Source organism: Candidatus Schekmanbacteria bacterium (assembly GCA_003695725.1).
In the GTDB taxonomy this organism is placed as follows: domain Bacteria; phylum Schekmanbacteria; class GWA2-38-11; order GWA2-38-11; family J061; genus J061.
On sequence record RFHX01000304.1, the window covers coordinates 1 to 15,025 of the forward strand.

The following is a 15,025-nucleotide window of genomic DNA, read 5'->3' on the forward strand; positions in this document are numbered from 1 at the left end:
TAATTGCCCTTTCTAAGAATTAATGAGAAAAAGCTGTCTATTGGTGCCTATTTAAACATTTCAGGAGATGACAAATGGATATACTGAAAAAACTTCCTCTTTATTTGGCGCGAATTCTCCTTTCTGCAATCTTTATAATATCTGGAATTATGAAGATCCTCGATATGGAAGGGACAATGAAATATATGCAGGCAAATGGAATGCCTTTTACTATGTTTTTTCTCATATGCGCCATCATACTTGAGCTTTCAGGAGGCATTCTTATCCTTACAGGAAAATACGAAAAAATTGGAGCAAGAATCCTTATCCTTTTTTTAGTACCTACTACATTGATTTTTCATACAGATTTCTCCCAAAGAATGCAGGTAATTCAGTTTCTCAAAAACTCTGCCATAATAGGCGGGTTATTCGCCGTGATATCAAAAGAGGGAAAAATAGAAAATAACGATTAGGAGATTGTGCTATGAAGTATGGCGAAGAAGAAATCAGGAAATCAAAGCTCGAGAGATGGGAAAATCCTTCACCAGAAAGAAAATATAAAATATTTATCCAATCAAAGGAGTTTACCTGTCTATGCCCGCGCTCAGGTTATCCTGATTTTGCAACAATCAAGGTAACATACATCCCAAAAAAATATATTGTAGAACTCAAATCCTTTAAGCTCTTTTTAAATAAATTTCGCAACGAATATATCTCCCATGAAAAAGCCGCAAACACCATATATGATGAATTGAAAAAACTTCTCAAACCGGAATACATAGAAGTTAGAGCAGAATTCAATCCACGTGGGAATGTAGAGACAGTGATAACCATTTCATCTGATGATGAAAAAAAAGGGAGGAGCAAAAGATGAATCTTGTCTTATTTAAAAAGTCAACTTGTCCCTATTGCAAAAAAGTGCTGAATACAATTGAAGAAATCGGCATAAAAGACAAAATCAAACTCCTTGATATCTCTGAAGACAAAAACAAAAAAGATTTAATTGACCTTACAGGCGATTATCAGGTGCCATGCCTCGTCATTGACGGAAAACCTATGCTTGAATCAAAAGTTATAATAAATTTTCTAAAAGAAAAATTTAAAAAATCTTAACGCTTGCTGTCAAAATGGCATACCGCTCGAAGGAATTCTCAAAGATCAATTTCCCAGTTTAAAATTATTTTCAAATTTATAGTGCGTAAAAGCAGCATTTCTTAGAAGAGATTAATAGGCAAATGTTTCCAAGATAGAACAAGAAACGCTTTTTTAAGCCGCCAAAATAAAAGAGATATTGCAAAGAGCAGAAATAATTACTAATGTAAACCTGAAAAAAAGAACAAATTAATCCAAAAATAGGGAGGGAGAATGATGACCAAACTCGAAGGCAAAATGATGCCTGAAGAAAAACAGAAAGAAATGCTAATAGAATCAAATGCCCTCAAATTTAGCGAACTCTATCTGGGACTTATCGAAGCATATGGGAAAGAAGAAGGCGAAAAAATGTATGAAGAAATCTATGAAACAAGATTTAAGGCAGGTCAATCTGCTGAAAAGCCACCACTTGATGAAATAATAAGAAAAGAACTCTCAATTTTCCCTGTATTAGGATGGAAATTGTGGGCAGAAAAAAAAGAAGAAGATGGCAAAGGAGTTTGGTACGAACATCTTGAGCATTGTCCATATCTTGCCGCTACGAGAAAAAGAAATCTTCCTGACCCTTGTCCGATACTGTGTGACCTTGATTCAAAATTTGGGGAAAAATACGGGCTAGGCAAATGGGAAAGAATTAAACATGTCCCATCCGGAGATGACGAATGCTGTTTTAGAATAACTCCTCTGAAATAATGATATATCAACTTATTACAAAGAAACTGTTTTTTTAAGGTCATCGATAGAATAAACAGGTTGGAAGCAGGACTTATTTTTGCAGTAAAAGAACGCAATCGCTTTATCTGAAGGACATTCTTTACCTTTGGAAGAGGGAATCAGATTTTCCAATCTCTTTTTATCATTACCACAGTCGCCAATTATTTTTCGCCTGGTTCCAGAAATTTTAGAAATATCTTTAATCCTGCTTTTATATTCATCAATGTTTCTTACCGAAATAAAAATTTCTTCATTTGAATAAAAATAATCTATCAGATTGCATATAAAGGCGGAATATCCATATGGGGCTTTCTTTAGAAAGTCCGAAAAAACCTCAAGAATTTCTTGCGCATACATCTTTTCCTTTTCTCTCCCGGTAATTGACCAAAGGTCAAAGAAGCATTTAAAGAGCATCGAGTTGCCTGATGGTAGAGGATTATCAAAAGCCGATTTGCCTCTGACAATCAAATTCCTATCATCAATGGTATTAAAAAATCCACCATCTTTTTTATCCTGAAAATATTTAATCAATTCTTCTTCAAGGAATAAAGATTTTTCTAACCATTTTACATCGAGAGTAATTCTATATATGGAGATGAAAGCATTCATAATTGAAGCATAATCTTCCAATATGGCATTATGTATACCTTTTCCATTCTTATAGTAACGAAATATCTTCTTGTCTTTATCAATGCATTTATAGAAAAACTCACCGGCTTTGACAGCTGCCTCAAAATAATCTTTCTCGCCTGTTAGAAAAAATGATTCAGCCAGTGCGCTTATCATCAATCCATTCCATGAAGTTATGCATTTATCATCGATTAATGGCTTCGGACGTCTGTTTCTCTCCTCATAAAGAATCTCTTTCCATAATTTTATCTTTTCATTCAATTTTTCTTCGGATATTCCAAATTCCTTTGCTACTGTTGCCAGATCTTTATTTAAAAAGAGAATGTTTTTCCCTCTTTCAAAATTCCCATCATCTTTTATGCCAAAAACATTGCAAAAGATTACTGAATCTTCTTTTCCCAATATTTTTTCAATCTCTTCTTTTTCCCATAAATAAAATTTACCCTCTTCACCCTCACTGTCAGCATCAAGAGAAGAATAAAATATACCTTCAGGAGAAGTCATCTCCGAGAATACGAACTTTACAATCTCTTTGCCTGTTGTATAAAAAAAAGAATCTTCTGAAAGCCGATAAGCATTAAAATAAAGTGGAGCAAGAAGCGCATTATCATAAAGCATCTTCTCAAAGTGCGGCACAAACCACTTTGAATCGACTGAATAGCGATGAAAACCACCTCCTATATGGTCTCTTATCCCTCCCTCTGCCATTTTTTTAAGAGAAAAAAGATACATTTGAATAAGTGAGCGATCTTTACTCTTTTCATACATTCTCAAAAGGAAAAGCAATTCAAGATAACGGGGAAATTTCGGCGCACCTCCGAAACCGCCATTTATTCCATCAAAGATTGATTTTAAATATGATAGATACTTATCGATTAGATCTGTATCAATTCCCTTTTTTGATGAAGAAGGAATAGAAAGGCTCCTTAATTCATCAACAATTTTTTTGCATATTTCGTTAACAGCTTTTCTGTTCTTCACATAATTTACTGAAACAGCAAGAAGCACTTTTTTAAATCCTGGCATACCCTGTTTGTCTTCAGGAGGGAAATAAGTGCCTCCGTAAAAAGGAATCAATTCAGGAGTCAGAAAAACTGTCAATGGCCAACCGCCTCTTCCTGTCATCATTTGCACTGCATTCATATAAATTTCGTCAAGGTCAGGCCTCTCCTCTCTGTCAACTTTTATATTTACAAATTTATCATTCATCAATTTTGCAATCTCTTCATTCTCGAAGGATTCCTTTTCCATAACATGACACCAATGGCAGGCAGAATAACCTATACTCAAGAGAATTGGCTTATCCTCATCTTTTGCCTTCTTCAAAGCTTCATCGCACCATGGATACCAATCAACAGGATTTGAAGCATGCTGGCGAAGATAAGGACTTTCTTCTTTTGAAAGACGATTCATTTTCTTTTTTTTATCCATTAAAAAATACAAAGTGTCTCTATTTTGATGAAATAAAAAAAATAAAGATTTTATTCAAGGAAAGAAAAAGGGAAGGTTATTTTACCTTAATCTTCTTTTCAGCATATTTAGTTTTGTCAGCAAAGCTTACAGCGCGGACAGTGACAGAGGAAAAGGACGGTGATTCAGGCATTGTATACACACCCTTGGATGATATAGTGCCAATTTCACTATTTCCTCCCTCTATATTATTTACCTCCCATATAATCTTTTTCTTTGAAGCATTTTTCACCTTCGCTTTAAGTTTGACTTTATTCCCCGGTTTTAATTTGATTTTCTTCTTTCCGCTCATTTCAACTCTGACAGGATTAATCTTCAAAAGCACAGACTTATTGATTGATGGGTTATAAACGGAATATGCACGAATCTTTACCTTCTGAGGCGTTTTTCCTCTCATAGGCGCTTTATAGATTCCATTATTTGTATCAATACTTCCATTTCCTGAAACAATCTCCCAAACGACTCTCTTTAGTTTGAGTTTTTTTATGAATGCCTTAAACTTTTTCTTTCCTCCAAGATTGACCTTTGCCTTTTTCGAGGGCTCAATTTTTATTGAGCCGCTTGGAATCTTTTTGCCGACTTTCAACTTTGGAGCTTCCAAATCATAAAAATTGGAAATTTCATCAGTTGACAATGAAAATCCAGTTCTAATTGATTTCTTCTCCTTAACTGATGATTTTAGCTTCATATCTATTACAACCTTGGCTGTTTCACCGCCATTTACATTTATTCCCGAAAAGGTAAGAAAATATTTCGACCCTTCCAAGACAGAATCATCACTCAATCCATCTGGATAACTTACAAGCTCATAAGATTGAAAAACTTCAGCCAAAAATGTAGAAAGGATTAAACCATTGATGGCTGAATTCCCTTTATTTATCAAGAAGACACTATATCTGATGATGTCTCCTGCTTTGATTTTTTTCCCATTTACATCTTTTACACTAATATACGAAGATACAAGATTGCTTACTGACGAAATCAATATGGAAACATCATTACCATATGCTGTGCCTGATTTAGATGATACGATTGAATACTTACTGAAAGTGATTTTATCTCCTTCTGAAAGAGAATCGGATATTTTAACTTTGAATGACAATTCGCCGCTCCCATTTGCCGAAACTGTTCCTATCTCCCAGGTTATTACATTTTCTTCCAAGACTCCGAAATCTGAAGCGGAAACAAATGTTGTGCTTATGGGCAAAGGCAAAGAAATGAAAACATTAGAAAAACTTTCCGATTTAGAATTTGCATATGTAATCTTTAATGAAATCTCATCGCCTGCACCTGCTGAGAAAGGTGCCTTTAAACTGACAGAAAGACCGGGACTTGAAATTTTAAATGCCGATGAATAAGAGGATGTGCCGTTGTTTCCAGTGGCAGTAGCTAAAATATAGTCGCCAACTGAAAAATTTGTTTCAGCGTTGAAAGTCCATTTGCCTTTCTTATTTGCATCTGCCGTGCCAATATATTCAATCGAGCTTTCATCTCCATCAGGATAGGCAAAAATTTCAATAGATTCCTCTGCGCCTGAAGTCCCTTTGATATGAAGAGTGCCGCTTTCATCGACAACAGCATTGACAATCTCAGGAGGATTCGTTGGCGGAAGAGGATTATTAGGGCTGTCGCTTACTTCAATTTCTTCACCACCATTGGATATTACAATATTTTCCGACAAGGTATTGCCTCCGGAAACAACTTTAATACCTGTACCTTCATTATTTTTAACAATATTTGATTCAATACTGTTTGATGATGCTCCTCCTTTTACTGCAATTCCATTTCCGGAATTACCCAAACTACCCGTCTTTGATGAATCCATCCCCACAATGTTGCCGGCAACGGCATTATTTTTTGTATTTCCACCTTCTATTGTAATTCCATCTCCATTATTGCCCGATACTACATTAGCCAAGTTTTCATCTGCTTCATCTCCAATAACATTGTTTGCTGGGCCATTGATAAGTCCTATCCCCCCATAATTGTTTCCCACGGCAGAATCTCCTGTTGCAGATGTGCCTATATAGTTGCCTGAAATCAAATTCTCATCAGTGTCTTCATCTGCAAGAATTATTCCATAGAAACCATTACCAGATATTATGTTTCTTGCACTTTCAACTGATGACATTCCACTTTTGTATCCAATAATATTTTTATTAGTTCCACTTGTTGCAAATATACCTACATGGCTATTGCCCACTGCCAATATGCCTGTTACATCAACACCTATATAATTTCCTGCAATGATATTTGCCGATGTATCACTTCCTCTTATATATAGCCCTCTTTTATTGCCGGAGACGACATTCCCTTCAATTTCATCGGAAACTCCATCTCCATCAGTCCCGATAATATTGTTTTTAGGTCCATTTATAACATTTATCCCACTGTCATCATTTCCCAATGCTTTCTTGCCTGTCACATCTACACCTAAAAAATTGCCGGATATTTTATTCGAATCACAGCCTACACCAAAGATATCAACACCAAATTTTCCATTTCCTGAAATGACATTTCGCTCGGCAATATCATCTACACCATCTCCATCTGTACCTATTATATTATTGCTAGCACCATTTATTATTATCACACCATCATTCTTATTGCCTTTATCAACCAGCCCGGTTGAATCGACGCCGATATAATTACCCCATATATGGTTGCCTGTAGCGGATGTGCCTGAAATAAATATGCCATGGTCACCAAAGCTATGTATGGAAAGTCCGCAGATTACATTGTTGGAAGAAAGCAACGAAATTCCGCTAAATCCTTCAAGGTTGCTGCCATCGAGTTCAATTTTAATGACAGCTGTTGAATCATCAGTGCGGGAAGTGGCAGTATTCTTAGAAGCTCCCGGTTGGGAATAACCGTTGATAACAGTCCCATCATCATATATTGTTGGCAACACTGAAATTGGTTGAATAATATGGGGTCCATCCCCGTCGATATTAAAGTTTATGGTATCAGAAATTCCTTTTCCAACAGTGCCGGATATTAAAATCTGCTCCTCTGCTGTAAGGTCTGAATATGACAACTGTCCTTCTGATAATTCAATCGCTTCACGAAGAGTAATCTTAGAGTCGCGTCCTTTGCCTGTTTGCGTCGTATTTACTGTTATTGTCCCTGCAAAGGAAAAGCTCTCTATTAGGATAGAGACCAATAGACAGATGCTTAAAAAAAATCTTTTTTTTAAAATTAACTTACCCCTACCAAACAATTTCTTCATATCTCATAAGATACTTAAAAGTATAGTCATCGTCAATGTAAGCAAATAATGAACTATTTTTGCAATGTTTATAACCTTTATTACATCTCAATCAAAAGATGGCTATTTTAGTCTTGTAATCATAATCGGAATATGAGATTAACTAATCAAACTTTCACTTTAAAAATGGCAATGTCTTCTTTCACATCAAAAGAGAAATTTCATATAAATCACCGACTCACTGAAAAAGAGAATTTACCGCTTTATTTCAAGAGAATAATAGTCACTTCTCCGAGAAACTATGCCTCGTCTCTAATAGCCATATTGACTGAAAAAGGAGCGAAAGCCATTTGGCTTCCTTCAATTGAAATATCGCCTTTGGAGGATTATACCATTCTTGACAAGGCAATAAAAAATATATCAAGCTACGATTGGATTGCATTTACAAGCAGGAATGGAATTGAAGCTTTTTTCAATCGGTTGGAGACATTGAAACTATCAATAGATGAAGTTTTCTGTAAGATTAAAACCTGTGCTATTGGTGCAGACAGCCGTGGGCTTGAAGAAAGAGGCATAAAAGCAACACTAATACCAAAAGAGTCAAGCCCAAGAGGCATTATTGAGGAATTGTCAAAAATGGGTGTTAAAAAGGAAAAATTTTTACTTCCTGTCCCTGAAGTTGTTGGATTGAGTGAACCATATGTAGTGCCGGATTTCATCAATGGATTGAAGGAAATTGGAATGATAACTGAAAAAGTCCCTGCTTATAAGACATCCTCCATCACCAGTGGAAACGAACTCGAAAAGCAAATGATTCTCGAAAAAAATGTAGATATGATAGCAATCACAAGCTCAACGGAAATAGAAAGCTTATTATCAATAATGGGAGAAAAAAGGGATACCTTAAATGATATTCCCTTTGCAATTATGGGTCCTTATACAGGCAAGACAGCAAAAGACAGGGGATTGAATGTTAAGGTTATGCCGGAAAAAAATTTTTCTTCCTTTTATGATTTCGTAAGCGCAATCGAAGATTATTTCAAATCAATTTAAGATCAAAATCTGCTTTCAACTCCAATAACATAGCGGGCTACATTGGAAGGTATTCCTCCATTTTCATAGTAAAATTTGCTAAAAACATTTTCGATTGCAAAAGTAAGTTTTATCTTGCCGCTGAATAGCGGTTGAGACATCTTATAATCCCAAATCCAATGTTCTGGTTGAGTCAATAAGCCGCCCGGATAAAGGGCAGTTACAAATTTTGTCGTGCTTTTGAATCTTCCATTTATATTGATATTTAAACCAAAGGGAAAAGTATAACTGCCTCCTAATTTTAAAATATGAGTAGGGACATATACCAGTCTGTTATCGTGTGCAAATTCAGGTCCTACTGGTCTGCCATCTGGTGCACGAAGGAGTTTTTGTGGTGTCCCCTGACTAAAATCAAAGGGATTATTATTCCCTATAACAGCCCTCTGAAATAGGTACGACACGGTAATATTCAAATTTTCTATTGGATTGATATCGAATGAAGTATCAAATCCCTGAAAAACGACATCAGGTCCATTTATAAAAAATGTGCTCCTTGTTTGAGTAAAATTTTTGTTGAATTTTTCTGTAAGCTCTGCCTGCCTTGCAGGAGAAACACCGAGCACTTTTTCAGCGTACTCTCCACCGTCGCTGAAACCTATAAATGTTACATTCTGGGCTATTTCAAAATCTGAATAATCATCATAGAAGTATGCAATATCTCCACTTATGTATTTTGTCGTAAATCTAAAACCAAGTTCATAAGTCCAATTAATTTCAGGTCCCAACAAAGGATTTCCATAAGAGCGTCCATTCGCTTGTGCAAGTCCGAACTTATGGGCAAATTCGGGAAATCTTCTCGCCCGTCCTACAGAGAATCTCAGGCTAGTACCTGGTTTGAATTCATAGTTGAGTCCCAATCTTGGAGAAAACTCATCATCAAAATCTTCTATAAAGGTGGTCGCTTGGTCCCATCTCCCGCCTACTGAAAAAGTAAGTTTTTTAAAGGTCAAAAGATTTTGAAAAAAAAGTGAATGAATATTTCTTTTAACACTCGGTGTTACATAACTTTGTGTCGCTGTTGAGCTTTTAGTCCATCGGTATTCCTGTCCTACTGTAAGGGTGTCTCCATCCAACAAATCAAACTTAAAGGTCAAATCATTTGCAAAATTGAAGGCTCTATTTATTGAAGTATCGGGCGAAGGTGTAAAAGGACCATCTCCGCCTCTGAATCCGTCTTTTGCTCCTTGTGCCTCCTCTTCTAAATTATAGTCAATAAAATCATTGACAAATATGAATGAAGCAGTTGAGGTGCTTTTTAAAAGCCCTAAGCGCATATTGTATGTTACATTTGGCGTTATTTCCCACTTATCAGAGACATTCAACCAATCTCTCCTATTAAATATATGCAGAAGAGATTGTAGAAAAGTATCCTTTGCGCTCGTAAGGGCAATATTACCCGGTGAAAAAATCGAATAGAAGGTCACGAGAGAATAACCGGGATTGACTCTCAATGTATTTCCTTCAAAAAGATTTATTCCAAGATTCAAACTGATAGAATATCTTTCTGACTTATCATGGTCGCCTACATCTGCAAGTTCATTGATATTCTTTCCAAGCATAAAAGGTATCTCTTTTCGATTGCTCAATATCTTTGTGCCGTCAGGAAGTCTTCCCTTCCCCGGATTTTTTTTTGCAAAAAGGACAAAAGCATTTCCAACCTTATTCTTATCTGCTGATGTAACACCACTTGAATGCGCATATGACCCACTTAGAGAATAATCAAAATACTTATTGCCCCAACTATGTGAAAAACTATAGTTTTCATAAAATTCCCTTTCTGCACCCCTTCTTCTTTGATATGTACTGAAACTGGCATTTGCACTGGTTACAGGCTTTTTTTGTCCTTTTTTTGTTATGATATTTATAACTCCTGCCGCCGCTTGTCCTCCATATTGGGCTGAAGATGCGCCTTTCAAGACTTCGATTCTTTCTATATTCTCTGGAGGAATCTGATATAAGTTTGCATACCCCGATAAAGGGTCATTTGCAGGAATGCCGTCAATAAGAAGCAGAATCCCACTCGATGCAGTCCTTGGAGGAGCAACAGTCCGTCCCCTTATCTTGATAATTTTTGTCATTAGAGATGAACCCGACTCCATTTGAACCCCCGGGGTATTTGTTAAGAGGTCAGCTGCTGTGCTTACTGATGGGATTTTTTCAATATCCTTTGAAGAAACCACTGCAACTGTTGCAGTAGTCTTTGAAAGCGGAACATTTAGTCTTTCCCCTGTAACGACATATTCTTCTCCCATAACTGCAGCGGCTTCTTCCAATTCAAGATTTATGGTTATAGACTTTTCAGGCAAAACAACAACATTTTCTGCTTGAGCAGGTTTGAATCCCAAAAGCTCGGCTCTAAGTATATATGTGCCCTCAGGCAGGTTAATCTCATATCTACCATCTTCATCGCTAAAAACTATGACGTCAGTGCCCTCAACAGAAATTGTTACACCAGGAATTGGCTCTTTGCTTTTTTTATCGACAATGCGTCCCTTAACAACACCCTTTTCAACAGCGTAAGAAGTTAAAGAAAAGATGAAGCAAAGAATAAAGAGAAATGAAGCTTTTAAGCTTGAATACCCGCAATTCATAATTTCCCTCCCCTTGCAAGTAAAGGAATTGGCACAATTTAGCTTTGACCAAAAAACTCTAAATTCGAGTTTCTTTCCAAAAAAATTTGGGTATCAAGCTTTCGCTGATAATGAACTTTCAACAGGTTTTTTCAAGCCAAGCTCATCATCGCATTTCTTTTTTATAACAATAAACCATAAGAGTGTAAAAGCATTTATTACAGCCTTGAAGATAAAAGCTGTCTGCACAGACAAGATATCCCTTATCATTCCAGCCGATTGTAATAGAATGATTATTCCAACAGACTGTACTGTGTTGACACCTCCTATTACAGTGCCAACAAGATGCCGTGGTGCCGCATCTGCTGCAAGGGTGTTTGCACCTATGACAACTCCCGACATTCCAAAGCCGATTAAGCCGATAGGCAGGCAAATAAGCCATGAAAATGGATTGTGAAATGTAAAAAGAATCGTAAATCCTATAGTTGAGCTCAACATAGAAATCATCAATGTAGCCATTCTGCCTATCTTATCGACCAAGGGGCCCGTAATCAGGTTGCTCAACATAGACATCAGCGCAAAAACCATCATTATAAGTCCTCCAAAACCTGTTGCTTTTACAGGTGTAACTCCGTGAGATTCAGCAACAGTTACGAGCCACACCATTGTAAGAAGTCTAAGGATAGGAGTATCAGCCCTGCCTACAAAAGTTGCCACATAGCTTGCTTTAAGCGAGGGTGATTTAGACAAAAGAGAAAAAAGTTCTCTAAATTTTCCTTTTTCCTTCTTTTTCTCTTCAGGTATTCTGTCAACGATGCCTCTCTTTGCAACTAATGCTGCTGTAAAAGCAACTATTGCAACAGCATAAAAACTCTCATATATGCCCAAAAGTTGTGGAAGTTGCCCTAAAATGCCGAATGCAAGAATTGCACCAATCCCCATTGATAAGCCATATGCCGCCATTGCTTTGCCTCTACTCGATTTAAATGTATAATCTGCTACCAAAGGGGTTAGATGAGGCCATGTAAATATCAAACCAACTCCCAACAGAAACCTTAAAGGATAAATAGCATATTGCGGCGGTATTCCTAAGGCAATTCCTATCTCTTTTGAATATCCGAAAAGGATAAAAAATAATCCAGTAAAAATGACACCCCGAAGAAGCATATATCTTCTTCCGAAGCGGTCAGACAAAAAGCCGACGACACCGGCAAGAAAAAGAGTAGCAATTTGGCTCATATTCTGAAGAAGTGAATTAATTGCACCAGCATTCTTGTCAGGAATACCTATTATCTCTTTCAAAAATACCGGCTGAATAACGGCAGGGAAAACCATCAGCATACTTATAAGGAAGGATGCGCTATAAAGAAAATAGAAATTCCTTTTTGCAAGTCCCTCAGGAATTTCTATCCCAACAAATTTGGCTGTGGCTTGGGTTGTTTCGGAATATTTCACTCTAAATGAATGCTAATCCTTGAATTTATCATTTACCCAAAGCTGATATGGAGAATAGCCTTCCTTCATCAGTGTGGAATCGAAGTATATTATTCTCTTGATATCAACCTTTGTCATAACCATTCTTTTATAAGCTCTTTCACTTCGAATTCTATAAAAATGATACTTTTTCGCTAATTCATCAAATTCAGGGTCATCTGATTCATACATTGTGGCTTTGCCAAAAATTTGTACGCTTTTCCAATATCTCTTCTTTGGCGGCACAGGTCCCTCAATAGACCCTTCATAATGGACCATACTTACCCATGGATTCTTCTTTAATTCGGCAAGCTTTTCCGTACCCTTCTCATTTGAGCATATTATTATCCTTTCATCAGGAACAAGGGTAAAATCAGCTGTTGTTGCTGTGGGATAATATTTTTTAAAAGGCCAAATCCCTTTGGAGCCGACAGTTGCCATTACAAAGCGCTGCCTATATGGCAGAAAAGCTACAATTCTTTTCCACAATTCATCTTTTGGCAATTGCGCATAATTTTTAATCCATGTCTTCGTTGCAGTTGATTCTGCATCGTATTCGACTTCATGGCATTCAGAACAGGTCATAGATATCTTTGTTTCTGGATGGCCCGAAGGTTTTACCTGATCTGCTTTTATGGGTGCAGGAGTTTTTTCAGCAATTCCTCCTTTTGTTTCACTAATGCCCAAAAAAAGGATAAAAACAGTTGATATTATTACACATAGAATTAGAAGAATTGATGATCTTTTCATCCCATCCCCTCCTTTTTGATATGTTGAAAAAAATAATTATTTAAAATTCAAATAGGAAAAAATAAATGCGTCCGCAACTTTATTTACAAATAATCTGTAAGCTAATGCCTTTGATCAAGAAAATTTTTTTCAAATCCTTTAGTCATTATTATCTTGTTGGAAGAGGTAAAAAAGACCGCTTCAATGCCCTTCATTCCTTCTACAAATTTTTTGCCCTTTTCAGCCCCCATTATGAATAGAGAAGAAGATAAACCATTTACATCATCAATCGTATTTCCAACAACTGTCACACCTCTGCATTCATTGGCTGAAATTCCTGTCTTAGGATTTAAAATATGATGATATTTCTTTCCACGCCATTCAAACATTCTCTCATAATCACCTGACGTAAAAATTGCCTTATTGGTGACACTGATGACTGCAAAGGGTTTATCAGGATTGAAAGGATTTCTGATGGCTATAGCCCACAAACTTCCGTTCGGTTTTTTTCCCCACACATAAATATCTCCTGAACAATTTATCAATCCCCCCTCAACGCCATTTTCTTTTATGATATCGAATCCTTTCTTCATTATATATCCTTTTGCAATTCCGCCTAAATCGATATTGACACCCTCTTTTAAAAATTTGACTGCCGATTTTTTTTTATTCAACTCAATGAGACGGTAATTGACACATTTGAGAGCCTCATTAATCTCATCATCGCTGGGCTTAACAGGATTTCTGCTGTAAAAATTCCACAAGTTGAGCAATCTTCCCACTGTCATATCGAAGGCGCCATTCGTCCTTTTGGAAAGATTGACTCCCTCAGAAATCACTTCATATAGTTCCTTAGAAACCTTAATCCAACCTTTACTGCCGTTGCGATTAAGATAAGATATTTCACTATCTTCCTTCCAATTGCTGAGTCTATCGTCTAAATTCTTCATTACTAAAAATGCCTTATCAGCTGTTTTTTGCAATTGTTCTTTCTCTTCACCTACAAGTTTCATTTCAACCTTTACACCCATTATGAAATCGCTGAAATAATAAATTTTCGCAGTCGATGAATGAGCAAAACCAATTCTTTCGCATAAAAAACTGTCAATCACTGCCGAAATAAAGACTACTAAAAAAATTGAAGAAAGATGAATGATTTTTTTATACATCGAGTTATCTCGCTATTGCTTCGTTAAAAATTGCACAAACAATTTGAATTAAAATATAATGGTAAAAAAAATAAAAGAGGATTATTAAAGTGTCAAAAACTTTTGAGAAAAAACTTGTTTTGAAGTGGTTTTCAATTCTGTCGCTGATTTGCCTATCATTCTTTCCTTTTATGCAAGCATTGCTTGGCTTTTGGTGGGCACTGCCGCTTAATGTCAGATTTAGACCCTCAGCAAATCCTATTTATGTTTTTCTGTGCATAATAATTTTTGTATCGATTGTTTATTTTTGGAAAAAAGACCTTTTGAGTTCACTTTCTTCTTCAAAATTTCTAATCTTCTCTTTTCTTTCTGCCTTTATTTTCCATATCTGCCTTGCCTCGACTGACAAAGGTTTCTACTACGCAATAACTCATCCATTCATTGCGACTCCATATGAATATTACGCAGACCTTCCCAAGGTAAGATTCTATGGACTAAAGGAATTTGTCGGAAATTATGCTACTTTGATGAAAACTCTCTCTCTGCATGCCCATACTCATCCTCCAGGCGGTGATGTATTTCTTTATTTGGTAGAAAAAATATTTGGCAGAGGACTTTTGCGCTCATCCTTAATAACCGTAATTGTGAGCGAGTTAAGTATAATACCCCTCTATTATACAATTAAGCTATTTTTGAACAAAAAAGCGGTGCGTCTTGCAATCATTATATGGATTTTCACTCCTGCAATAGGAATTTACAATGCAGTATGTATGGACGGTGTATTTATGTTTTTTATGCTCTTCCCCTTCTATTTCATTTTATATCCATATAAAAAAAAAAAAAAATATACACTATGTGGA

Annotated in this window: 12 protein-coding genes; 6 read left to right on the forward strand and 6 right to left on the reverse strand. The window is 36.3% G+C overall.

All coding sequences use genetic code 11. The features are described from left to right. The first annotated feature begins 83 nt into the window (after positions 1–83). From D6734_11345 to D6734_11360, 4 genes are all read left to right on the forward strand, one after another. Positions 84–452: a DoxX family protein gene (locus D6734_11345; protein RMF92850.1), complete on the forward strand. Its 369-nt coding sequence runs from the start codon at positions 84–86 to the stop codon at positions 450–452. A gap of 11 nt (positions 453–463) precedes the next feature. After that, on the forward strand, positions 464–853 hold the full coding sequence (queF, locus tag D6734_11350) for an NADPH-dependent 7-cyano-7-deazaguanine reductase QueF (GenBank protein ID RMF92839.1): 390 nt from the start codon (positions 464–466) through the stop codon (positions 851–853). Beyond that, the gene (locus D6734_11355) at positions 850–1,092 is read left to right on the forward strand and encodes a glutathione S-transferase domain-containing protein (GenBank protein ID RMF92840.1); all 243 of its coding nucleotides are present in this window, start codon (positions 850–852) and stop codon (positions 1,090–1,092) included. Before queF ends, D6734_11355 begins: the two co-directional genes overlap by 4 nt. Before the next feature lie 252 nt (positions 1,093–1,344). Next, entirely contained in the window at positions 1,345–1,824 is a 480-nt protein-coding gene (locus D6734_11360) for a hypothetical protein (GenBank protein ID RMF92841.1), read from the forward strand. A gap of 15 nt (positions 1,825–1,839) precedes the next feature. Here the strand turns inward: D6734_11360 and D6734_11365 are convergent, their stop codons facing one another. Both D6734_11365 and D6734_11370 read right to left on the reverse strand, forming a co-directional pair. Further along, complete coding sequence (locus tag D6734_11365; GenBank protein ID RMF92842.1) at positions 1,840–3,906, reverse strand: thioredoxin domain-containing protein; 2,067 nt, start codon at positions 3,904–3,906, stop codon at positions 1,840–1,842. A gap of 76 nt (positions 3,907–3,982) precedes the next feature. Further along, positions 3,983–7,174 (reverse strand): hypothetical protein, encoded by a 3,192-nt coding sequence (locus tag D6734_11370; GenBank protein RMF92843.1) that lies wholly within the window; start codon positions 7,172–7,174, stop codon positions 3,983–3,985. Between the two features lie 132 nt (positions 7,175–7,306). Between D6734_11370 and D6734_11375 the strand changes: the two genes are divergently transcribed. Then, positions 7,307–8,206: a uroporphyrinogen-III synthase gene (locus D6734_11375; protein ID RMF92844.1), complete on the forward strand. Its 900-nt coding sequence runs from the start codon at positions 7,307–7,309 to the stop codon at positions 8,204–8,206. Positions 8,207–8,208: 2 nt separating this feature from the next. Here D6734_11375 and D6734_11380 read toward each other — a convergent pair whose 3' ends face one another. From D6734_11380 to D6734_11395, 4 genes are all read right to left on the reverse strand, one after another. Next, positions 8,209–10,836 (reverse strand): TonB-dependent receptor, encoded by a 2,628-nt coding sequence (locus D6734_11380; GenBank protein RMF92845.1) that lies wholly within the window; start codon positions 10,834–10,836, stop codon positions 8,209–8,211. Positions 10,837–10,929: 93 nt separating this feature from the next. Next, the gene (locus tag D6734_11385) at positions 10,930–12,270 is read right to left on the reverse strand and encodes an MFS transporter (GenBank protein ID RMF92846.1); all 1,341 of its coding nucleotides are present in this window, start codon (positions 12,268–12,270) and stop codon (positions 10,930–10,932) included. 12 nt (positions 12,271–12,282) lie between these two features. Then, a complete protein-coding gene (locus tag D6734_11390; GenBank protein RMF92847.1) occupies positions 12,283–13,038 on the reverse strand; it encodes a pyridoxamine 5'-phosphate oxidase family protein in 756 nt (251 codons plus the stop codon). Between the two features lie 101 nt (positions 13,039–13,139). After that, positions 13,140–14,186: an FAD:protein FMN transferase gene (locus tag D6734_11395; GenBank protein ID RMF92848.1), complete on the reverse strand. Its 1,047-nt coding sequence runs from the start codon at positions 14,184–14,186 to the stop codon at positions 13,140–13,142. An 89-nt stretch (positions 14,187–14,275) separates the two neighbouring features. Between D6734_11395 and D6734_11400 the strand changes: the two genes are divergently transcribed. Continuing rightward, on the forward strand, positions 14,276–15,025 hold a 750-nt coding region (locus D6734_11400; GenBank protein RMF92849.1), incomplete at its 3' end, for a hypothetical protein.